This is a genomic window from Pseudoalteromonas atlantica, from assembly GCA_007988745.1.
In the GTDB taxonomy this organism is placed as follows: domain Bacteria; phylum Pseudomonadota; class Gammaproteobacteria; order Enterobacterales; family Alteromonadaceae; genus Pseudoalteromonas; species Pseudoalteromonas atlantica.
The window spans coordinates 14,690-36,729 of sequence record BJUT01000012.1 but is presented as its reverse complement, the minus strand read 5'-3'; the positions used below and the strand labels follow the sequence as shown (position 1 = coordinate 36,729).

The following is a 22,040-nucleotide window of genomic DNA, read 5'->3' as shown; positions in this document are numbered from 1 at the left end:
TTTGTGGCCAAAAATCCTGTTTATATTTTACCTGGTACACTGTGTAATCACCGCATGTTTGCAGCGCAAATTAACGCACTGCAAAATGCAGGTTATACACCGAGCGTAATACCCTTCACCGAGCAATCTAGCATTTTGCAAATGGTAGAACTTTGCAAAAAAATTGTACAAGAGCCGGGCCCATTTATAGGTTTTTCCATGGGCGGAATTGTTGCGCTTGCCCTGTTAAAATCAAACCCTGAGCTTGTTACCTCCTTGTGTTTAATGTCGAGCAATTATTTAGCCGATAAACCTGAGCGCCCTGCAATTAGGCTCAAACAAATTGAACACGCCAAAAGCAGCAGTTTAGAAGCCCTGCTTAAACGTGACTTTTTACCGCACTACTTTTACCAACCAAGTAAAGCCCATGAAGAGACCGTACTTAGCATGGCAAACGATCTGGGTATTAACGCCTTTAGCGCCCAGCTGAGTGCACTTGCCACCCGCGAAGATACGTTAAGCGTAATAAAGCAAAGTACAAAAAAACTACTCATTATTGGGGGCGAGCATGACCCGTTATGCCCGGCAAGTGTTCAGCAAAGTATGCATGAAGCAGCGCCTAATAGTGACCTTGTACTGCTTGGTCATTGCGCTCACTTTGCCCCGCTTGAGCGAAGTAATACGGTAAACACAATTTTATTAGACTGGTTGGAGTCTTTATCATGAATTTAAAGCAAAAGTTAAATGCAAAACAACTACTGCTAGGTACTTTTATTAAAAGCACGCATTATCATAATACAGAAGTATTGGCTCACACTAACCTTGATGTTCTGTGCCTTGATGCAGAGCATGCGCCCTTTGATAGAGGCGATTTAGATAGCTGCATAATGGCAGCACGTACTAAAAATATGCCCACGCTTATACGTGTTAGTAATACAGACCACGCCTCTTTATTAAGTAGCTTAGATATAGGCGCAGATGGCCTTGTACTGCCGCATATAAAAACCCCCGAACAAGCAAAAGCAATTATTAAAAACTGCTTTTATGGCAATAACGGCCGAGGCTATGCCGGTTCAAGCCGCTTTGCTGGTTACACAACCCATGCCCTAACCGATAACCTAGCAAGCAATAAGTCATCAACCTGTATTATTGCTCAAATAGAAGATGCCGATGCACTGGATAATATCGAGCAACTGTGCCAAATAGATGAAATAGACTGCATTTTTATAGGCCGTATGGATTTAACCATTTCCCTTGGCGAAACCAACCCAAGCGCCCCTATTGTACTTGAGGCTGTCACTAAAATAGCCAAGGCAGCGGCTAAATATAATAAATGCTGTGGCATGTTTGTAGGTAATTTGAGCGAGCTGAGCCATTGGCAATCATTAGGCGTGAGCTTTTATTTATTAGGCTCAGATCACAGCTTTTTATTAAGTGGCGCTAAGCAATTGCGAGACCAATTTGAAACAGCAACAGGAGCCCAAAGCAATGAACATTCATAATAAAAATAAAGCGTTAATACACGACTTTAGACAGGCCCTGTATAACTTTGATATAAACGCCTTACATACACAAATTAATACCGTGTTTAGCGATGACGCGCTCATTCAGCTGTGTTACCCGTTTGAAACACTTACCAACCCTAATGCACTTATTGAGCAAGTTTATTTACCGCTTAGCGAGGCATTTGTAGGCTTAGAGCGCCGCGATACAATCGTTATGGCAGGTAGCTCAATTAACGACTCAGACTGGGTAGGTTGTTGCGGTTATTATACCGGTTCGTTTGAAAAGCCATGGCTTGATATCCCCCCTACTGGGCATCAAGTTAGCATGCGTTTTCATGAATTTTACCGTATTAAAAATAACAAAGTGGTAGAAGTACAAGCTATTTGGGATATTCCCGAAGTAATGATGCAAGCTAAAGTATGGCCGCTTTCGGTGAGCTTAGGTAAAGAGTGGCATGTACCAGGCCCTGCAACGCAAGATGGATTAATCACAAACGAATACAATGAAGAGCACGCAGCACAAAGCTTAAAACTTGTGGGCGACATGTGTGAGCACCTTGGTTTTTATGCCAAAGGCGGTATAGAGGCCATGAAGCTTGAGCAATTTTGGCACCCGCACTGTAGCTGGTATGGACCAAGCACCATAGGCACTGCACGAGGTATAAAAGGGTTTAGAAACTGGCATCAAATTCCGTTTTTAAATGCCCTCCCAAACCGAGTAGGTGATGCAAGTAAAGGCTATTTATTTGCCGATGAAAACTATGTTGGCTTTACCGCATGGCCGGGTATGAGCATGACTATTAGTAATGATGGTTGGTTAGGTATTGCGCCTGCAAACCAGCAAATAACCATGCGTAGTCTCGACTTTTGGCGTGCCGAGAATAACTTAATTCGCGAAAACTGGGTATTAATAGATATACTCGATGTGTACCATCAAATTGGGGTAGATGTGTTCGCACGCATGAAAGAGCTTACCAAAGCGCGCTATTTAAATTTTGCACCCTAGGACGTATAAACAAAAAAAGCTCTGTAAAACAGAGCTTTTTTATTACTTAAATAGACTATGCGCCTGGGTTCGCAATACTTTGCGTGCGCTTTAAAATATCTAGGCCTTGTTGTTTTAACCAATAAGGAATATCAATAATGACCCAGTTTTCTACCAGTTTATCGCCCTCGCGGTGATACACATCCACCACGCGCATATCTGCTGGGGTATTAGCACCCGGTAGGCCTAAAAAGCCCCCAATGGCGGTGTTAGTTAAGTTAGGCCAGCCAAAAAAGCAGGCAAACTCATCTTCAGCAAACCGGCAAATATGGCCGTTAAATACTTTACCCGTTAACCCTTCTCTAAACGGATACATGTGCTGCTGCTGATAACGCTTAATTGTGTAAGTTGCGCCAATGCCTGCTGGGCCATACCACACCATGTTTTCATCCCAGGTTTTACCAAGCACTTCGGGCGGGCACGTATCAACGCCACTTTTATTAAGCGCGGTTAGGTTATCAATCATTTGATTTACCAGCGCCATTGTTTTTTCGCTTTGCTCATCGATACTTTTACCTAAACGAATACCATCGTGCGTACGTGGCCCAGGATACGTAAAATATTGCCCGGTTGAGAGCGGCAGCGGGTTTAAACCTACTTGCATCATAAGACCAATAATATCGACGAAAAAGCCCGTCTGAATTATTTTTCCGTCTTTAACGCAGTTAAATTCGGCATAGCGCAAAGTGGCAAGCTTATGGGTTGGCGCAATACCTAGCCAATCTTTATCAAATAAGCCCATAAAATGGCCCATGCTCATCACCCACTGGCCGCCGTCGGCTTCGCTTTGCCCTGCAATAAAAATATCCTCACGGCGCTGCAGCGCACTAAACGAGCTAAATAATGGCTGCCAAACTTGGGCAATTACATCATTAGCACACTCAAGCTCATTAAACGGATGCACCCCTTTAAAGCTGTATTCACTGGCCATAAACTCATTAAATACGGCTTGTAAATCATTGCCTTGTGCTTTTTCTAGTGCAGTATGGAATTGACGAACTAGTTGTTTATCTTTAAGTATATCTGCCATGATTATTCCTCATTGTTTGCGCAGTCAAATTAATGTCTTCAAACCGCCGTTAAACACACTTTAACAAAATGTATTGCATTTAAAGAGTAATTAAAAGCCTGTGAATAGTAAGTTATAAATTGCTTTAAAATAATACTAATGAGAATTGACTTCGAAGTCAAAGTGATTCATGATGATTCAAAATAAAAATACAAATAGGCTCTCAAGCCCGTAAAACCTAATCTAACAGGATTAATTATGAATGATTTTGGATTGTTGAATTGGAGCATTCTCATCGGGTACATAATTGCCAACCTAATACTTGGGTTTGTAATTAGTAAAAAGATCAGTAGTGCTAACGACTTTTACATAGGTCGAAAAACAACACCTTGGTGGGCTATTGGTATATCGGTTGTTGCTACTTACGTAAGTGCGCTCACCTTTTTAGGTGCGCCAGCGTGGTCTTACAAAGAGGGACTCTCGGTTATTGCCATACACCTTAACTACCCACTGGTTATTGTGGCGGTGGTGTGTTTGTTTTTTCCGTTTTTTTACAACGCGGGTGTGGCCTCTATTTACGAATACCAAGAGCGCCGCTTTGGTAAAAAGGCCCGCTTACTTATCTCTACTATTTGGTTAATATCGCAAACTATGGGTTCAGCCGCAGTGCTGTATGCAACCTCCTTAGTGTTGGCCTTTATTATCGATATAAATGTTATAACTGCGATATTTTTAGTTACCATAATCGCCCTTATTTATACCATGCTAGGTGGCATAACCGCCGTTATATGGACCGATGTAATTCAGTCAGCCATCTTATTTATAGGGGCTGGTATTATTATGTATGCCCTTATCACCTCAATGGATGGTTCATTTAGCTCAACTCTGAGCGAGCTAAAAAGCCAAGGTAAATTAGACCCACTTAATTTCTCGCTCGACTTTACCCAAGTAACTACCGTGTGGTCTGGCGTGCTGGCTATGTCGCTGTATCACATTACGGTGTATGGCACTAACCAAATGATGGTGCAACGCACCCTTGCCGCTAAAAATATTGGCGATGCTAAAAAATCCTACTTACTAATGGGCTTTATCGCGTTCTTTATTTACTTGTTTTTTATATTTATGGGCGTGCTGTTTTATAGCTACTACGGCGGGCGCACTTTTGAAAACGACAACTTAATTATTTTACAGTTTGCAGCTGATTATGGCTTACCAGGGTTAATGGGCATTATTGCCGCTGCGGTAATGGCAGCATCTATGTCGAGCCTCGACTCAGCACTTAACTCACTTTCAACCATAAGTACTATCGATTTTTATAAAAAGTACTTTGCGCCTGAAAAAAACGATGCTCACTATTTAAATGTTACTCGCTTATTTACGCTAGGTTGGGCGGTGATCATTATTATTCCGGCCATTATGTATCACCTATACAGCGAAGGCTCAATTTTAGAAATACTCACTAAAGTAGGCTCGTACTTTGTAGGTGCTCAGCTTGGCATGTTTGCCCTTGGGTTTTTCTCTAAGCACACCACCGAAAAAGGCTTATTAATAGGCACCTTAGTGTCGTTTATTACCGTTGCTGTGTGCGCACTGTTTACCGACATTGCATGGCCATGGTACTGCGCCATAGGGGCAATAACCTGCCTTGTATTTAGCATTGCGTTAAGTATTGCATTTGATGGCTATCAAGAGGATTACAACGAATACACCATTAAAGGTCAGTTAAAAGCATTTAAAGATGAAAAACGTCCAGAAAAAGAAAACGGCTGGTACTTAATTCCGGGTAAGTTTGACTCAATCAATTACTGGTTACTTGGCTTTTTTGTACTGAGCTTTGCCTCTCTCATGTTATTTGAATATTTTGTGTAAGGTGAAATAAATGAATATTTTAGAACAGCTTTTCGAAAACTTCAGCGCTGCAGAATTGCCAAATCAAGCATTGCTTGCAGACTCCGTTCAATGGCAGGTAAGCCACCCTTTTGAGCCTATTAGCACAAAGCAAAATGTGATTAATGACTACTTTGGCGTACTTAAACATTCGTTACCTGACATAGAGCGCAAACCGTTTATCTCTATCCAGGGCGACTACAAAGGTGAGCAATGGGTGTGTGCAACAGGGTATTTTACCGGCACATTTACACAGCCTTTATTGGGTATTCCTGCCAGTGGCAAAAGTGTGTTTATTCGCTACAGCGAAATGGCGCAAATAGAAAACAACCAAGTGGTTAGTGTTTATACATTTTTAGATTTAATTGATGTAATGAACCAAGTAGGCGTAAACCCATTACGCCCAAGCTTAGGTTACCCAGGTTTAGTTATGCCCCCCACCACACTTGATGGCGTACCAACAGGTGATAAAAACGAAACGCTTAGCAAAACCAACGAGCAACTTGTAGTTGATATGCTCACAGAGCTTGGCCGCTATGACGGTAAAGACCTATACAGCATTAATTTAGAAAAATACTGGCACCCAGACTTTATTTGGTATGGCCCAGCAGGCATTGGTACAACCCGCGGAATTAGCGGCTTTAGAGAGCACCATCAAGGGCCGTTTTTAAAAGGCTTTCCTGATCGCGGTATTAATAAAACACTGTGTTTAGTAAGTCACGATAACTTTGTTGCTACCGGCGGCTGGCCTCACATGTATGGCACCCATACCGGTGAAGACTGGTTAGGTCTACCGCCTTCTGGCAATAAGCTGTTCCCGCGTGTAATGGACTTTTGGCGCTGCGAAAACGGCATATTAAAAGAAAACTGGGTCGCTATTGATATCCCTCATTTATTAGATGGAATGGGCATTGATATTTTTGAGCAAATGCAACGCAAAATAGCCGCAGCTAATTAAGAGGTGAGCATGAACAAACACAATAATATGACCCAACCTTACTGGTTGCCGTTATCGAGCGTGTTAAACCCGCAAGGTAACAAACAACAGCCTTTAATCGGTTTTGATGACGAATTTGTTGATATCGTTGATTACATTTTACGCATAACGCACCGTATTTGGGAGCAAAAAAACATTGGCTTATGCTATCGCTATTACGCCGATGTATGCCCTGTTTTTACCCTTGGCGCCTATGGCGAAAACATAGAAGATGTTATTCAAGGCACCCTTAAAACTATTGCCGCCTTCCCCGACAGAAGCCTAATTGGCGAAAACGTGGTGTTTTCAGAAGAAGCCAACGAGCACTATTACTCATCACATTTAATTAGCAGTGTAATGACTAACACAGGTAACTCTGAGTTTGGCCCAGCAACACATAAAACAGGGCGTGTTACAACCATTGCCGACTGCGTATGCTTTGAAAACAAAATAGTTAAAGAGTGGCTAGTGCGCGACAACGGTTTTTTAGTTAAGCAGCTTGGCTTAAACATTATCAATGTAGCCAAACACATGGCAAACATTCCGAGTAAAGAAAAACACACGCAGTGGCTAAACGATGAATTTAACCGTGTAATTGCCATAGATCACCGCGTTGCAAGTACGCCCATTGTAGAGGGTGAGCTTGCGGCATTTGCCCACACTTGGTTAGACACGCTATTTAATCAAAAACAGTTTGCTAAAGTGCACGAATTTTACAGTTTAACGGCCACACAGCAATGGCCTAGCGGCAGAATGGCCACCGGACTTGCACAAATTAACGGCGTATTTATACAATTTTTTGCAACCTGCCCCAACGCCAAATTAACGATTGATCATATAGCTATTACCCCATTTGACGAAACCACAACAGATGTAGCGATACGCTGGTCGCTAGCCGGCCACTTTAATCCGCAAAATAGCGAGCTAAGTGAGCTTAAACAGCAGCCTTACTTTATTTTAGGCGCATCGCATTTGCGTATTAAAAACAAAAAAATCATCGAAGAGATCACCGTTTTTGATGAAGTAGCACTTTATGCAAACTTATTTAAAGCACATGCATTAGTCAACAAATCACAGTGGGAGGAAAATGCATGATCAACGCTATTATCGATTTATACACTAAAGCCGACATTGAAGGCCTAAGCAGCAAGTTGCTTCGCAGTAGCCGTTGGCAGCAGCACCACTTTACTGCCATGGGTGCTTTGCAGGCGCAGCCTTTGTGGCTTAGCTTTTTAGCTCAATATGGTGTGTCTGAGTGTGTATCGCACACTCATAGTGTAGGCGCAGAACGTGAAACCCTACAGCTGGTTTTACAGCCTAAAAAGCTTAAAAACCCAGTGCGTTTAACGTTTGTAATAAAACACAACGGGACTTTTATTAAGTCAGTAAAATGTGTGGTTGATACGTTGTCTCTAGCCAATAACGAGTATGTAAATACAACGGTAAATAACAGCTCGGTTATTCCTAAACTACCAAAAAGTGACCCGATTATTGTTAGCGATTTAGATAACCAGCTGCACCCTACTACTTTTCATGCAACCCCCAGCGCTATTTGCGAGCTGCCCTCTCACACTGCTCGTACTTTAGATAACTGGTGGCAAATTTGGCAAACTAACAACCTGGCTCAGTTTGAAACCCTTTATACTCCAAGCGCTACGGCTGTACTTGCAGGTAACACACAGCCACAACCTATTAGCGCGCTGCTTGATTGCCACTTAGATTTTACGCAATCGCTAAGCAGACGCTATGCCCAGCTAGAAACCGTTGAGTATGACAGTACGCAAAACCAAGCCACCCTATGCTGGACTCTCGATGGCAGCTTTAATGCTAAAAACGTACGTGTACGTCAGCAAATAATTAGCGTTATTAGCATCAGCGATAATCAAATAACCCACGAAGTAATGCAATTCGACACGCTGGCACTTAACCAGCAGTTTGCATTATAAGGTCACCTTTTCCACTTCCCTTCGAGCGCTCACTGAGCGCTTTTTTTATAGATGGCCTTTGTAGCAACCTGTAATCATACTTAAGCAATTTTTACCTTGTTAATGACTCGCTTTTATAACTCAAAATAGCTCACTTAATTAAGCGATTGGGTATTACTTATTTAAAAAATAACGCTTTAAAATAGTTAAAGGCAGTAAATAAAGTATCAGCCTCGCCTTACTAAAGCCCGAGTATCCAACCAACAGCCAAGCCCCCCCATTGTAAGTTACGCACTTATGGCTTAAATACACGTATGCATTTAGCAAACTTAAATTAAGGTCAGGTAAGAGGGGTTAAGCTTACAATCTAAAGCCAATAAAAGCGCACTTAATAAATGCCAGCTAAGGTGGGGGAAATACAATAGTAAAGTTAAATAGTAGCTAACTAACAAGCTTAAAATAAAAAAGCCAGCTAATAAATAGCTGGCTGAAAGTAATGACCGTAGCGGCCATTTTAGGAAATTCTAAAACTGATATTTTAAGCTTGCGCCCCACGTACGTGGGTTGTTCCAGTTAGCTTGTACTGAGTTTGCAGGTAAGCCATCAACGATTTGTGAGTGCACTACACCACGGGTTAAAATCGCTTTATCACCAATGTTTTTAACGTACGCTTCTACTTGCACACTGTCGTTAATGTACCAAGTTAAACGTGCATCAGCCATTAAGTGTGCATCTACTTGCACCTCTGGGATGTTCGTATCAAACGCGTAGTAATCGTCTAAGTAATTTAGTTGAATGTACGGTACTAAGTACGAATCCCCCCCTAAGCTAAACTCATAACGAGCTGAAAAACCAACGCTGTATTCGGGTGCCATAGCTGGGCTCCAGCCTTCAAAACTAAACTGACTAGAGCTGTCGTTTATATCTTGGCGACCTTCTAAGTTACCTAATGCTAATAATGGGCGTAGTTGCTCATTACCTACTGCATAGCCATCAGCAAATTCGCTATCAAGCAGAGATAAAGTACCGGTTAGTGTTAGGTTATCAATTGGCACCCATTGAATATCAGCTTCTAGGCCCACAGTTTCTACATCGCCGCCGTTTTCGTAGTATTCAAAGGTGGTAGCAGTACCTGCTGCAACACACTCTAAAACAGTATCGCCAGTGGTCGTATCGTTACATGAGGTTGCAAATAACTGTGCTTTTACATCTTCGTATTCGTTCATAAATACCGAAAGATTTAAACGCATTGCGCCATCAAGCAAATAGCTTTTCATACCCATTTCGTAAGAGATAACATCTTCGTTATCGTAAAGTGGGTCAGCACCGCGAGCTACAACGCGCGAATCGTTTGCGCCACCGGTTCTGTAGCCTGTCGCTACACTTGCATACACCATAATATCGTTATTAATGTCGTACTCGGCAGCCGCTTTATAAAGCAGTGCTGAGTCATCCCAATCTGGTATTGTATCGCCGGTAAATGTTTTGTCGTCTTGGTTTACACGCAATCCACCTACCACGCGCAAATCTTCTGTTACTTGGTAGCGTAATTGCCCATACGCCGCAATAGATTTAGCCGTATGCGGGTCGTAATCTGGGTTCCCCCACGAAGGCACTACAACAGAGTCTGATACACCATCGCCTGTGGTATCTGCATGCGATAACCAGCTCCAATCTGCTTCTTGGTCAAAGTAGTAAAGACCACCAATCCACGAAAAATCACCCTCATCGTTAGATGAAAATTGTAGCTCAGATGAAAGTGTTTTTTGGTCATCCTCACGACCAAAACCACCTACAAAATCAATGCCACCGTCGCTGTAGTCGTTATCGTAATATTGCTTACCACTAAGCGTTGAGTAGTTGGTGGTCCATTTAATATCAGCAAAGTCGGTATACCATTCAAGTGCTAATGTGGTCGAAAAGCTTTCTTGCTTATCAAGTGAAAAACCATTGCGGTATACATCATACGGGCCAAGGTCTTCGTGCTGTGCATCACTTGGCTGATAAATATGCCCCTCGGTTATTGTAGGCGTGGTGTTAAATACACCCGACCCCGGCGAGGTTTCTTCAATTTGGTAGCCAGCTATTTGTTGGTAACCCCAAATAGCTTCTGAGTTTGAATCTTTACGAGAGTAATCAAAGCGCACTGTGGCATTAAACTTTTCGTTTGGCTCCCACTTAGTAACGTTACGCATATAAAACTGGTTTTTCTCGCGCAAGTCATCTGAAGGGCCTGGAACAACTAAATTATTGATATAACCATCGTGACGATCAGAGGCCACTACAAAACGGGTTGCCACGGTGTCGCTTACTGGAATATTTATAATTCCTTCGTAAGCGCTGCGGTTATAACTGCCTGTTTCAACTTTTATACTCCCCAGTAAATCGTCAAAAACAGGTTGATTAGTAATAATATTAATACTGCCCGCAAACGTGTTTCGGCCATATAACGTACCTTGCGGCCCGCGTAATACCTCAATGCGTTGAACATCCACCAGCGCGCCTAAGCCCGATGAGGTAGTCGGCACATAAATACCATCTTGAAATATACCTACAATTTGCTCAGCAATACCGGTGCCTGCTACACCTACTTCGTTGGTGCGAGCGCCACGCATAGCGGGTCTAACTTCACCACCCGACGAACCCATACGTAAGCCTGGTACCACTTGTTCAAGACCCGTAACATCAATAATACCAGCACGGGCAATGTCCCCTTCCCCTAATGCTGTTATTGATGATGATACTTCCTGTAGGTCTTGTGAGCGACGGTTTGCCGTTACCGCTATACGCTCTATCGCGGGCTCTGCGGTTTGTTCTTGCGTTTGTGCTTGTTCTGGCTCTTGCGCAGCGTGTGCGTTCATTGTGGTTGCTGCAATAGCGGTGGTTACAGCAAAGTGAACGAGAGTCCGTGTAAATTTAGCTTTCATTATAGTTATTCTCCCCAGTATAAAACGTATTTAGTTCTCCCCAAACCTACATTTTCAATTATTACAGTAAACAAGTTGTATCAATTGAAAATGCATGGATCTAAAATAGACTTCGAAGTCAAAAAGATCAACAACTTTCTGCTCGAATAATAACCTTATCGAAATTAACCTAAATAAAACAATATATTAAAATTAAAATAAAGTGATTTCGAAACACAAAAAAAGCCAGTAATAATTTATTACTGGCTCTATGTAAGCGATTGTTTAATTTAAAATTTCAATGCTATATTTTAGCAAAATGCACAAACTTACACTTTTACTTAAACCTTAAAATACATTATTGAAAAATGCCTAAAAGTTATAGCCTACCCTTACACCATAAGTGCGAGGATTAGCATAATCGGCCGCAGCCACATTACCACCAAAGCGGACTGTCCTAAGTAATATAAGCTCATCTCCTGCGTTTTGAACATACGCACGTACAGACCACTCATTATCTGCCGAATACCATGCAAGGCTAGCATCGTACTTTTGGTAACTTTCTTGAGTACCAAATGAAAAAGACAAATCGTTGGTTGTATACGAATCCGATAATTGAATACTGGTAGCAGGCACAACGCGGCCTTTATCACCTAAATCAAACTCATAACTGGCCAATAGTGTAATATTGTATTTAGGGCTTAGCTGCACGTCATTACCATCTAGTTGCAGTAAGTTATCCACGCCATTAATGGTCTCTCCACCCTCTTCAAATACATTTGGCGTAACAAAGTCGCCATACGTTGAGTCTGTAAACGCGGCGCGTGCCCCTAGGCGCAATGCATCACTTGCCTGCCAATCAATTTCTAACTCAAGACCTGCAGCATCAATTTCCCCGGCATTACCAAAAAACGACACCGCCGTACCACCCACGTTTTGAAAACGAGTAGAAAGTAGGTCCTCGTACTGGTTGTAATATAAAGAAGCGTTAAATCTTAATGAATTATCAAGCAGCATGCTTTTAAAGCCAAGCTCGTAAGCCGTTACTGTTTGCTCATCGTAGCTATCTTCACCATTAAAAGCGCCCTGTGCGTTACCCGCTAAAAAGCCTGTAGAAACTGTAGCATAAAGCAGTTGAGAACTTGCTAAATCGTGCTCAAGACCTAGCTTCCAGGTTACTTTACTCCAATCATCGTCTGCGTTATCAACCTCAAGTACAGAAAAATCGAGCGTGCTTAAGTTATCTGGGTTTTGGCCGTAAATATCCCACTCACGGCTGTCATTTGTATACCTAATGCCGGCTATACCGCGTGTATCATCATTAAATGTGTAATTACCTTGAAAGTAGGCCGCAGCTGATCTTGTTTCTAACTGAATTTGATTTAACCACGACGCGTACTGAAATTCTTGGGGTTGCGTTGTATCTGGCGCATTATCAACCACAGCGCCATAGCTGCCATTTAAAAATGCGTTGTCTAAATCTTCTGAGAGCAAATAAATACCCGCTACCCATTCAAAGTCGCTTTCATACGTTGAGCTAACCTGCACTTCTAACGAGTTTGTTTTTGATTCAACCGCATTGCCATCAACCGTGGTTGCATAAGTCGAAAAATCACCATCAGTAAGACGCGTTTCTTCGTAATCCATTGAGGCTGCAATCACTTTCAAATCTACCGACTCTAATGACCAGTTAAGCTCTGCACTAATGCTTACATCACTTACATCACGCGATGGTTTATAGTCAAACTGCTGAGTAAATGGGTCTGACGATACCGCCTGTGCGGTATTAAGACCAGGTGTTGCAGCGTTATCTAAACCTGCGCCAAAGCGGCCACAATTACTGCCACACACATCGTCACGACCAATTCGCTCAGTTAATGGTGCCGACAAACTTGTTTTACCCGTTGCAGGATTTATAGGAACGCCTAAAATATGGTAGCCAAAAGCACCGCCGCCATTTGATTCATCCTGCCACGTTTCTACTTTTACATTTAAATTTATATCGTCGTTAATTTCAGTAAAAACTTGGCCACGTAAAAAATACATATCAGCATCTTTTAAGCCTGCATCTTCATTAAATGTATTTTCAACGTAGGGATCTCTTATTTCTCGAACGCCAGTAAATCGCACCGCGGTATCATCAGTAAGCGCTGCATTAAAAAAGCCCTCACCACGTAAATGACCATAATTACCAAATGTAACGGCCATACCGCCTTCGGTAATATCTAGCTCTGGTTTTTTAGCTATAACATCAATCGCACCACCAAATGAGTTACGACCAAACAATGTACCTTGTGGCCCGCGCAATACTTCAACACGCTCTAAATCAACAAACCCAGCAAGCGCCTGCCCGTGACGAGAACGATAAACACCGTTAGAATAAAACGCGATGGCAACATCGTTAGCCTCTACTTGCTCTGTTCTAGCACCGCGCATAGCTGGGCGAGCATCACTGCCCGACACACCCGACTTTAACCCTGGCGCTAAGCTATCAAGGTTTAAGATATCAGTAACGCCATTTTCTAGTAAATCTTTAGCAGATACAGCGGTCACAGCCAACGGCACTGATTGAATACTTTTAACACGCTTAGTAGAGGTAACCGAAATAACCTCCAACTCTTTGTTAGGGTTTAACTTTGCCTCTTGCGAGTATACCGAGGCTGAGCCCAATATCGCCGTGTTTACTGCAGCAAAAATAAGTGTTTTACGTAAAATATGTGCGGCCATGAGATTAATTCTCCACCTGTTGATATAAGTTATTTTATTAAGCATTTAAGGGCTAAATAACCCGCAACCGAATTTTAAGTATTTATAATGATTTAAAGCGCGATTTAAATGCCTATTTTTTCGACTTATAAAAACTATCGCTTTTTGCATTCGAATGCAATAAAGATTATGTAAAAGTTTTACATGTTCATAACACTAAAAACGAAGCAGCGTATTTAAATAAAAATAATCCCTTTAAAATTATAAAGTTAATTTACAAGTTTATTCTTTAAAGCACTGGTTTAATCTGTTTAATTTAACAATAACAACCAAAGAAAGAAGTATGGTAGAGAAAATACAGATTAAAAGACTCCGAAGTCCAAGGGGTGTGTAATCACATTTAAAGTAGGCACCTAACCGACTAATAATTAAGTGCCCACTGTCTCTAAAGGTTAGACCGTAAGTGTGTAGCTGAAATATAATCACATGTAGAATAACAACAGCTAATAACTATTCTCATAATTAGTTTTGTGTCTTTTTGCTTAAGTTTTCAATTAAGTCTTGTGCGCTATAGCTGTTGTCGCTGGGTTTAATACCTTTGCCCATTTTAATGTCAATCAGGGTGTGTACTTCTTTTCGTTTATCATTGTTGCTCACTTGTACGCCTACGCTATTGCTCGGGCGTACGCGTGTTTCGCAGGTTAATAAACCGCAGTTTCGCTCATATTGCTGGCTGTGTGATGCACTAATAGATGACGCGGGCGCTTGCGATTTAGACTCAACAAAGGTTTCTTTATTTGTTACAACAAACCAGTCGTAGCCTTGCGCTTGGGTAAGCTCAGCCGCGCGTAACAATGCATAGTCACCGGCATCGGCTACGTTGTTTGACACACTTTTAAACTCGACGCGGTATTGATCGTCACTAATTTTTTGCTCGCTATAACCTTGTGAGCCATTATTAGCTGGGCGGTAGTCGGGTTTAGATGCGCAACCCGCCATAAGTAAAATACTGATAATTAAAATAGATGTTTTCATTATTCACCTCGTTTTATAAAAACTATTATTGGTTTAACTGCCACTTTGCACTAATTGCTTGCTGCTCTTGCGCTCTATCTAGTGGTGCGCCGCTGATCATGCTATCTATAACAGCATCTAACTCACTGTTATTAGACGCCGTTTGATATTGCGCGCCATTATCACTTTGCCGCGCGGCTGTTTGCGCTTTTATTTGCCAGCCGCTTTGCGTTTTACAAGCAATGCTTGTTTGCGTGGTATTGTTTGAGCTTAGCGCATACTGCCTACAAAGCTCACCTTGCTGATTTTTAAAGCTAAGCTGCGCGCTAAATACTGAGCCATCACTTTGCTCATACTCACCACTACTTAGCTGTGTATCAAGTGCTGATGCTATGTTACTAGCTACTAAATTTTGCGACTCATTGGGTTGTAAATAACTCGTCATTGCAATACCAAATACCACGGCAACGCTTGCAGCGATTGCTAAGCTTTTATTAGCCGACTGCTTAACCCTTTGCCAAGGCGTTAACGTTACTACATTGCTATTTAACGTGTTTTTTGTCGTTGCTGTATCAAGCTTTGCAACCGTTTTAGCTAATGATTCACTAAGGGGTGCATCATCAATACTTGTTGCGTGCTCTTTTACTCGCATGTCTACTTCGCTTAGCTCTGCAAGTCGCATTACTAGTTCATCATCGGTTTCAAGGGCTTTGCGCACTTGCTCCATTTCGTGCTCGCTTAGCTCTGAGTCTAAAAAGGCGCTAAGTGTTTCGTCGTTAATGTTCATACTTGCTCCTTTTTAAAGTCGGGTTTTATTAAATTATAAAGTGTACTGCGTGCTCGCGATAATTTACTCATTACACTGCCTATAGGTATATCGAGTGTATGTGCTACTTCTTTATAGGCCATGCCCTGCACTGCCACCAGCGATACAATGGCGCGTTGCTCTTCGGGTAATTGCCCAAGTGCAATATTTACATTTTTAAGCATTTGATTGTTTTCGAGTGTTTGGTGCTCATTACTTGTAATTGGCTCTGGTAAAACATCGGCCTGAGCCGTATTTTGTCTTACCTTGCGCGAGCGGTATTCGTCTATCCACACATTGCGGCAAATTTTAAACGCCCATTTAGCAGGCTCAACGTCATCCGGAATGCCTTTTACTAATAGTTTTTCAATTGTTATTTGCACTACATCGTCTGCATCTGCTTTACTACCCGTTAGCGAATAGGCAAAGCGCCTAAGCATGGGCAATAAGGTTTTTAGAGTTTCGTTCATTGATTTTTACCCCTTTTATAAAGAAGACGATTCAAAAAAACATTTATTCCCAAAGAATCAAAATAATTTGAATAATGAAATATTTCTATGTGTTAAACGTTAACTAACCAGCATGATAAATTTAATAGAAGTAACCCACTATGAATATTAAAAACACACGCGTTAAACACATAATAGCCACTTCGCTTTGCATATTTAGCGCAACGAGCTCTGCCAATATAGTGAGAGTCGATCAAGTGCTTGGGCAGTTAAACCCAATAGAGCAGCGTATTGAGCAAACAATAGAGCGGGCACAACGCCTACCACTTCCGGTGCCTGTACCACAAGTATCGATTGATGAACTAAAAGCGAAAATTAATGAGCCAATTAGCAGCTTACCCAATGTGCTTAACATTAATATAAATAGCCAAAACACCGCATTTGTTGAAGTAGAGCTAGAAAACGGCTTTAGAGCAATAGAGCGCCAATGGTTATTAATGGCAAATAGCCAACAACTTAATACCCTAAAACAGCAAAATGTAACCATTGTATCGGTAAAAAATTACAACGCACTTAACATGAGCTTAGTACGCTTTAACGCCCCACAAGGTGTTAATTCTAAAAGTGAGTTATTAAAAGCGCTTAACTTAGATGAGTCTGCAATACTTGACCGAAACCACATATACCAAGCGCAAACAGGCGAGCCTACCGAAAAAGTAACACCAAATAACTCTATTGCCCCCTACTGCACACAAAGCGTAAAAATTGGCATAATCGACAGCGCCATTAATACCAAACACAGTGCTTTTGAAGGTGCAAATATCACTACGCAAAGCTTTTTACCACAAGGGTTAAGCTCGCCAAATTTACACGGCACCGCCATTGCAGGGCTAATTACAGGTAAAGGCGCAAAACTTAGCCCGCTTTTAGGCAATGCCAAGCTTTACAGTGCCGAGGTGTTTTATAGACAATCTGAATATGCTCAAGGGGCTACATTATTTGCCATAGTAGAAGCACTTAACTGGTTAGTCAGTAATAAAATACCCGTAATTAATATGAGCCTAACGGGGCCAAATAACGCAATTTTAGAAGCAAGTATTACTGCAGCAATAAAACAAAAGGTATTAATTGTAGCTGCTGCAGGTAACCAAGGGCCGGCGTCGCAGCCGTTATACCCAGCTGCGTATAAAAGCGTGATAGCGGTAAGTGCTATTGATGCAAATAACCAAATTTATAGATGGTCAAATAAAGGCGATTACATAGACTTTGCAGCCCTTGGTGTAAATGTTGTTACAAGTCAAGGCAATGGAAAATTTGGAAGGGAGTCGGGTACGTCAATGGCGGCGCCGCATGTAAGCGCGGCATTAAGTTGTTTATTGTTAAAGCATGGTAATAATAAAACCAAAGCTCTTAACGAGCTTACATCGCTTGCCGTCGATTTAGGCGAGCATGGCAAAGACACCACCTTTGGTTATGGTGCCATTTACCCACCTAAAAATGCACTTTAACTGACGCCGATAAAACCGATTGCGTATAGGTATTGCTACTAAGCTTTGATTGATAATCGCCATATTCAGCCTCGGCTATGAGTGTTACGTGCTCAAATAAAGCTAGGTTATAAAACGCATTAACGACATTTCTGTGCTCATCTCGCGACGGTATTTGCTCAAAAAAATCATCCGTTGTTTGCTCATCGTAATCTTTATTTTGATAGCGCCAACCTGCGCCCACTTTATTCGCTAAATTAAAGGCCGCAAATTTGTGCGTAACTTTAGTAGTAAAACCGTAGCCGTTAAAGTCGTATTGGTTGTCGTCGGCATTTTCTTTATCAGCACTTAGCGCTGCCATTAGCATGGTTTGGCCATTATTTATAAAATGATAAAGCGCTACATCGCCGCCTACGCCGTCGGCATTACGTGCTTTTGCAGTAACAAAACGTTTAGCTTTGGTTTTTACACTCATACGCAAGTACGTATGCGGGTTTAAAAAATGGCCATAGTAGGCGCTGGCTTGATTAAAATGTAAAAATGTTTCGCCATCTACATTTGCTTTTGCGCCATCGTAACGAACCCCTAGCTCATGGCTATTAAAGCTATAACTGCCATCTAAACCGTATTGATGCAGGTCTAAATCGTATTGATCAAACTCATCGTAGTCTTGTTGTTCAAACTTATAGCTTGAGGTTAATTCAGCGCTTTTGGTTACTTGCCATTTTGCATTAACACCGGCTGCGGTTTTTATGCCGCTGTCGCTTTGCGACGAAATATCGTCAAGCTCTTGAACAGAGAGCGCCGAGTTACTTAATATCCCAACTTCAGCATCTGCATTTAGCTCAAAGCTACTTTTAAAGGGCTTATTTTGCTCAGCTGTTTTAACGTGGTTGGTTTGTGCAAGCACCGCTTGGGCACTAAAAACACACAAAGTGGCGGTTATAACTGCTTTCATATTTATTCTCCAACAGGCCGAATAGGTTTCCCCATTCGGCATTTGTGCAAGCACTTGGCGTATTAAAGGCCTAGGTCTAAATCGTTAGTAATGTTGGTTACTACTTCACTTGCGGTGCTAAGTGCTACATCGTTACTAATTTGATCAGTAACCGCCGCACTCACCTGCCCGCTAACACTTTGCTGTACCGTGCTTTGTAAACTACTAACCGTACTGTCTTGCACACTGGCAATTAAAGATTGCTGAACATTGCTTACTACTTCATTACTGGTATTAATTGCATCACCCATTTGCAGTGCAGAACTCACTGAGTTTGCAGCCGTATTAGTAATTGCTAATTGGTTTGTAAGCTCACCCGCATTAAGCGTATTAGTTGCATTAGTTGCATCAGCTTGTGTAACTGAATCGGTAGCGCTGCCCACATTTGAAAGTAAAGAGGCATCGGCTGGTGTATCGGTAGAGTCTGGCTGAGTGCCTTGCTCAGAGGCAACAGAAAGTAATAACGACTGGCTCACAGCGGTTGTTAAATTACCCGCCGATGAGGTTAACTGCGTTGTTGCATCAAGCGCTGTATTGGCTGTGGTATTGCCTGTGGCATTCAAAGACGAGGCCGATGCATTTAATGAATTATTTAAAGATCCGCTTGCAGATGCAACTAATGTATTTGCAGGCTCTGCGGCCTCACTGCTTTCTTGCGCTGGAGTTTGTGTGTTATTCGCCGTTGAATCTGTGTTTTGCGAATCATCAGCCGTTACTTGTGTATCGTTAGATACGTTTGACTCGTTGCTACCACTGGCTGTTAAACCATTTTGTGAAAGCGCAATAGATGTAGATGTTTGTTGCTGCGCCGACGTTGACTGAGATAGTTCAATATCAGCGGCGTGCACTGCACCTGTAAAAGTACACACACCGCTTAACATCATTACGCTTACAATTTTATTTAATTTAGTCATTGTTTTGTCCTCTAGTTTGTCGGATTGACATAAAGAAGACGATTTACAAAAACACTTTATTCCAAAATAAATTAAAAATTTATAATAAAGCTACTTATTATTTAAATTTCAAACACTTAAAAATAAGATAATAAGCTACTGCGTTAGCGTTTCACTTTTTTGTATCAGCAATAACAGCTCAGCAGTGGCGGTAGCATCGGCCAATGCGCGGTGATGGCTGGTTAAATTTAAATTAAAATGCGCGCTAAGGTTACCAAGCGAATACGACTTTAACCCTTTAAACGCTCTGCGCGATTCAACCACGGTGCACATTTTTGGCATTTTAAAAAAGTGCCCTGCAATCTCGCATTCTTTTTTAATAAAACCGTAATCAAAGTTTACGTTATGGGCTACAAAAATACTGCCTGCGAGTTTATCTAGTAGTGGCTGTGCTATATCGGCAAATACAGGCGCGTTGTAAACCATGCCATCGCTTATGCCGGTCAATTTAGTAATAAAGCTTGGGATATGGCGCTGCGGATTAATAAGTCTCGTCCAGGTATCAATTACTTTACCGTGCTGCACTTTAACAATGCCAATTTCGGTAATCCGGTTACCGCCTTTTAAGCCACCCGTGGTTTCTATATCAACCACGCTGTAAATACGGTTAGGGTCTACAAACCACTTAACTGCAGCAATATGTACTGTAAAGCCTATATTTTTTAAATTATCAATGGTGGTTAATTGGTTGCGCCTTAGCTTATCGCCTGGGGCTTTTACCTCTTCAAAATGTACTTGGCCATTATTAATAACCATTAAGTCGGGGTAGCCGTCTTTTAGCTGTAAATAGTGTTTGCTCATAGCCGTTAAGTGCGCAATTAACGCTTCAAGCGGGCTGTTTAAAATAAGTGCCTCTAGTGGCTCTAATAAATTGCTGCGCCATCTAAATAAACCATTAGGCTGCTCAAAATATTGCGCGGCATGTTTACATACCAAATTAAGCAGCGCCTGATTAGTGCTACAGCTTTTTAAACGTGCGTCAATTTGCGTGCTTTGCGCTTCATAAAAATTACCAAGCTGTAAAACTTGCGGGTAAATATCAAATTCATTACACGGTGGGTAAGGCGACTCAATAAATAACTCGTGCCAAAATACCAAGCCAAACAAGCTTTGCCATAAGGTATTTTCGGTATTAAAAACCGTTAACCCTTTTGCACTGTAATGCTCATTTACGCCTTGCTCTACATCGCCTCGGTAAATTTCGTCAATTTCAAGCACACACTGGGTGTCTGCCAGCATAGTGCTTAAGCGCGAACGCGTTTGTTTATTAAACTTGCGCATCAAAAAGTCATCAGCAAAGTACAGTAAATCGTCGGTGAGCGGGTTTTCTATAATTTGCTCTAGCTGCGCTTTTACCCACGCTTTATTACCTAGGCGGTATTGCTCTCTTATTTGAATTTCTTGTGCTTCGGCGTAATCGGTGCAGCCTTCAAGTAAGCTAAAAGCAAGTTCGCTATCGGTATTTTTAAGTTGTTTGTACAGCCTAACCAGCAGTTTATTTTTAATATCGTGCGCTTGTGCGCCATGCGCCGGTTGCACTAATACTAAATGCGCAAGCTCGGTGTAAGGGGTTTTGTCATCAAAGGTTTCATCTTTTGTATTACCGGCTGTTTTGCCGATGTTTTTAAACGCTAAACGGTAACGATTTAAAACGTAATTAGATTGCGCCTCAGCGAGTGTATTAAAGCGTGACAAGCTCTCGCTGTGCCCTTCGCGGGTAGCGGTTAACCCTAAATCGCGCATAACAAAGCGGTTTTGGTGGTTTACATCGCCACTACTTAAGCGCCCTGCAAATAAAAACTCAAAATACTCGTAATAATCTTCACGGTTATTTATCACATATTGGCTATATAAAGGGGCTAAATCATCTGCGCGCTCACTAAAAAATTGGCACGTAATAGTGACCAACTCTCCTTTAGCTGCGCTTTTTTTAAAGCTTATTTGCTCACTGTAATTACTGAGTAACTCCACCAGCATGGGCTTAGTTAAATGCGCTATAAGCTGCTTGTAATGCTGTGCGTTTGGCTCATATAAAATACCCGCTGTTTTTAGCGTATAAATAGCCTGATGCGGCGAAGTTATTTCTTCATAATTGAGCGATTGCGCCTGCACTAAATAAGGCTTGCGCGAATACACACGCGCCAACATGCATTGGCTTTGCTCATCTAGTTGGTTAATTTTACTAATAAATTCACTATGTTTAGGCTCAAGTAAATGCATACATTTACTTGTTACAAACTCAATAAGCTCTCTAAAATGCGCTAAATAGTATTTTGCTGGTAATTCTTTTTTCATAACATCGCCATAACTGTATATAAAAACAGTATCTAGCATTTGTGCTTATTATTCAATCTTAAACTTGTAACTAAAACACGCTATAGTGAGCGTATAAAAGTA

The 22,040-nt window shown here is 41.7% G+C and carries 17 protein-coding genes; 8 read left to right on the top strand and 9 right to left on the bottom strand.

What is annotated here, in order from left to right:
• Positions 1 to 3: 3 nt before the first annotated feature.
• Genes PAT01_RS07625 through PAT01_RS07615 form a run of 3 tightly spaced genes read left to right on the top strand, consistent with a single transcriptional unit; the run spans position 4 to position 2,490 of the window.
• Positions 4 to 705, top strand: coding sequence for an alpha/beta fold hydrolase (locus PAT01_RS07625; RefSeq protein ID WP_154945270.1), 702 nt, complete (start codon positions 4 to 6; stop codon positions 703 to 705).
• The gene (locus PAT01_RS07620) at positions 702 to 1,481 is read left to right on the top strand and encodes an HpcH/HpaI aldolase family protein (RefSeq protein ID WP_154945269.1); all 780 of its coding nucleotides are present in this window, start codon (positions 702 to 704) and stop codon (positions 1,479 to 1,481) included. The genes PAT01_RS07625 and PAT01_RS07620 overlap by 4 nt, the downstream gene beginning before the upstream one ends.
• Positions 1,468 to 2,490 (top strand): ester cyclase, encoded by a 1,023-nt coding sequence (locus PAT01_RS07615; protein ID WP_055255211.1) that lies wholly within the window; start codon positions 1,468 to 1,470, stop codon positions 2,488 to 2,490. The genes PAT01_RS07620 and PAT01_RS07615 overlap by 14 nt, the downstream gene beginning before the upstream one ends.
• Positions 2,491 to 2,545: 55 nt before the next feature.
• Here the strand turns inward: PAT01_RS07615 and PAT01_RS07610 are convergent, their stop codons facing one another.
• Positions 2,546 to 3,559, bottom strand: coding sequence for a nuclear transport factor 2 family protein (locus PAT01_RS07610; protein ID WP_154945268.1), 1,014 nt, complete (start codon positions 3,557 to 3,559; stop codon positions 2,546 to 2,548).
• A 237-nt stretch (positions 3,560 to 3,796) separates the two neighbouring features.
• Between PAT01_RS07610 and PAT01_RS07605 the strand changes: the two genes are divergently transcribed.
• The 4 genes from PAT01_RS07605 to PAT01_RS07590 are packed head-to-tail and all read left to right on the top strand — an operon-like array spanning position 3,797 to position 8,347.
• A complete protein-coding gene (locus tag PAT01_RS07605; protein WP_024033725.1) occupies positions 3,797 to 5,407 on the top strand; it encodes a sodium:solute symporter family transporter in 1,611 nt (536 codons plus the stop codon).
• Between the two features lie 10 nt (positions 5,408 to 5,417).
• Entirely contained in the window at positions 5,418 to 6,383 is a 966-nt protein-coding gene (locus PAT01_RS07600) for a nuclear transport factor 2 family protein (RefSeq protein WP_064386751.1), read from the top strand.
• Between the two features lie 9 nt (positions 6,384 to 6,392).
• On the top strand, positions 6,393 to 7,496 hold the full coding sequence (locus PAT01_RS07595) for an ester cyclase (RefSeq protein WP_154945267.1): 1,104 nt from the start codon (positions 6,393 to 6,395) through the stop codon (positions 7,494 to 7,496).
• Positions 7,493 to 8,347 carry a nuclear transport factor 2 family protein gene (locus PAT01_RS07590; protein WP_096739884.1) on the top strand — a complete coding sequence of 285 codons (855 nt, stop codon included), beginning with the start codon at positions 7,493 to 7,495 and terminating at the stop codon, positions 8,345 to 8,347. Before PAT01_RS07595 ends, PAT01_RS07590 begins: the two co-directional genes overlap by 4 nt.
• Positions 8,348 to 8,850: 503 nt before the next feature.
• On the opposite strand, the gene PAT01_RS07585 is transcribed toward PAT01_RS07590, so the two are convergent.
• From PAT01_RS07585 to PAT01_RS07565, 5 genes are all read right to left on the bottom strand, one after another.
• Positions 8,851 to 11,253: a TonB-dependent receptor gene (locus PAT01_RS07585; protein ID WP_154945266.1), complete on the bottom strand. Its 2,403-nt coding sequence runs from the start codon at positions 11,251 to 11,253 to the stop codon at positions 8,851 to 8,853.
• 351 nt (positions 11,254 to 11,604) lie between these two features.
• Positions 11,605 to 13,959, bottom strand: a complete 2,355-nt coding sequence (locus tag PAT01_RS07580; protein ID WP_186807275.1) for a TonB-dependent receptor — start codon at positions 13,957 to 13,959, stop codon at positions 11,605 to 11,607.
• Between the two features lie 501 nt (positions 13,960 to 14,460).
• Positions 14,461 to 14,973 carry a CC0125/CC1285 family lipoprotein gene (locus PAT01_RS07575; protein WP_054982240.1) on the bottom strand — a complete coding sequence of 171 codons (513 nt, stop codon included), beginning with the start codon at positions 14,971 to 14,973 and terminating at the stop codon, positions 14,461 to 14,463.
• A gap of 25 nt (positions 14,974 to 14,998) precedes the next feature.
• Positions 14,999 to 15,739: an anti-sigma factor gene (locus PAT01_RS07570; RefSeq protein WP_154945264.1), complete on the bottom strand. Its 741-nt coding sequence runs from the start codon at positions 15,737 to 15,739 to the stop codon at positions 14,999 to 15,001.
• Positions 15,736 to 16,227 carry an RNA polymerase sigma factor gene (locus PAT01_RS07565; protein ID WP_126006468.1) on the bottom strand — a complete coding sequence of 164 codons (492 nt, stop codon included), beginning with the start codon at positions 16,225 to 16,227 and terminating at the stop codon, positions 15,736 to 15,738. Before PAT01_RS07565 ends, PAT01_RS07570 begins: the two co-directional genes overlap by 4 nt.
• 140 nt (positions 16,228 to 16,367) lie before the next feature.
• Between PAT01_RS07565 and PAT01_RS07560 the strand changes: the two genes are divergently transcribed.
• A complete protein-coding gene (locus PAT01_RS07560) occupies positions 16,368 to 17,714 on the top strand; it encodes a S8 family serine peptidase (RefSeq protein ID WP_154945263.1) in 1,347 nt (448 codons plus the stop codon).
• Here the strand turns inward: PAT01_RS07560 and PAT01_RS07555 are convergent.
• The 3 genes from PAT01_RS07555 to PAT01_RS07545 all read right to left on the bottom strand — a co-directional run bounded on the left by PAT01_RS07555 (position 17,698) and on the right by PAT01_RS07545 (position 21,977).
• Entirely contained in the window at positions 17,698 to 18,651 is a 954-nt protein-coding gene (locus PAT01_RS07555; RefSeq protein ID WP_154945262.1) for a hypothetical protein, read from the bottom strand. The genes PAT01_RS07560 and PAT01_RS07555 overlap by 17 nt on opposite strands.
• Before the next feature lie 62 nt (positions 18,652 to 18,713).
• A complete protein-coding gene (locus PAT01_RS07550; RefSeq protein WP_154945261.1) occupies positions 18,714 to 19,604 on the bottom strand; it encodes a RodZ family helix-turn-helix domain-containing protein in 891 nt (296 codons plus the stop codon).
• A gap of 135 nt (positions 19,605 to 19,739) precedes the next feature.
• Positions 19,740 to 21,977: an exonuclease domain-containing protein gene (locus PAT01_RS07545; RefSeq protein ID WP_154945260.1), complete on the bottom strand. Its 2,238-nt coding sequence runs from the start codon at positions 21,975 to 21,977 to the stop codon at positions 19,740 to 19,742.
• Positions 21,978 to 22,040 lie beyond the last annotated feature (63 nt).

What these genes read in the sequence shown, in the direction of transcription:
- PAT01_RS07545 (WP_154945260.1), bottom strand. Translation starts at nt 21,977, where the DNA reads ATGCTAGATACTGTTTTTATATACAGTTATGGCGATGTTATGAAAAAA.
- PAT01_RS07610 (WP_154945268.1), bottom strand. Translation starts at nt 3,559, where the DNA reads ATGGCAGATATACTTAAAGATAAACAACTAGTTCGTCAATTCCATACT.
- PAT01_RS07590 (WP_096739884.1), top strand. Translation starts at nt 7,493, where the DNA reads ATGATCAACGCTATTATCGATTTATACACTAAAGCCGACATTGAAGGC.
- PAT01_RS07575 (WP_054982240.1), bottom strand. Translation starts at nt 14,973, where the DNA reads ATGAAAACATCTATTTTAATTATCAGTATTTTACTTATGGCGGGTTGC.
- PAT01_RS07565 (WP_126006468.1), bottom strand. Translation starts at nt 16,227, where the DNA reads ATGAACGAAACTCTAAAAACCTTATTGCCCATGCTTAGGCGCTTTGCC.
- PAT01_RS07585 (WP_154945266.1), bottom strand. Translation starts at nt 11,253, where the DNA reads ATGAAAGCTAAATTTACACGGACTCTCGTTCACTTTGCTGTAACCACC.
- PAT01_RS07615 (WP_055255211.1), top strand. Translation starts at nt 1,468, where the DNA reads ATGAACATTCATAATAAAAATAAAGCGTTAATACACGACTTTAGACAG.
- PAT01_RS07570 (WP_154945264.1), bottom strand. Translation starts at nt 15,739, where the DNA reads ATGAACATTAACGACGAAACACTTAGCGCCTTTTTAGACTCAGAGCTA.
- PAT01_RS07560 (WP_154945263.1), top strand. Translation starts at nt 16,368, where the DNA reads ATGAATATTAAAAACACACGCGTTAAACACATAATAGCCACTTCGCTT.
- PAT01_RS07595 (WP_154945267.1), top strand. Translation starts at nt 6,393, where the DNA reads ATGAACAAACACAATAATATGACCCAACCTTACTGGTTGCCGTTATCG.
- PAT01_RS07580 (WP_186807275.1), bottom strand. Translation starts at nt 13,959, where the DNA reads ATGGCCGCACATATTTTACGTAAAACACTTATTTTTGCTGCAGTAAAC.
- PAT01_RS07550 (WP_154945261.1), bottom strand. Translation starts at nt 19,604, where the DNA reads ATGACTAAATTAAATAAAATTGTAAGCGTAATGATGTTAAGCGGTGTG.
- PAT01_RS07555 (WP_154945262.1), bottom strand. Translation starts at nt 18,651, where the DNA reads ATGAAAGCAGTTATAACCGCCACTTTGTGTGTTTTTAGTGCCCAAGCG.
- PAT01_RS07600 (WP_064386751.1), top strand. Translation starts at nt 5,418, where the DNA reads ATGAATATTTTAGAACAGCTTTTCGAAAACTTCAGCGCTGCAGAATTG.
- PAT01_RS07620 (WP_154945269.1), top strand. Translation starts at nt 702, where the DNA reads ATGAATTTAAAGCAAAAGTTAAATGCAAAACAACTACTGCTAGGTACT.
- PAT01_RS07605 (WP_024033725.1), top strand. Translation starts at nt 3,797, where the DNA reads ATGAATGATTTTGGATTGTTGAATTGGAGCATTCTCATCGGGTACATA.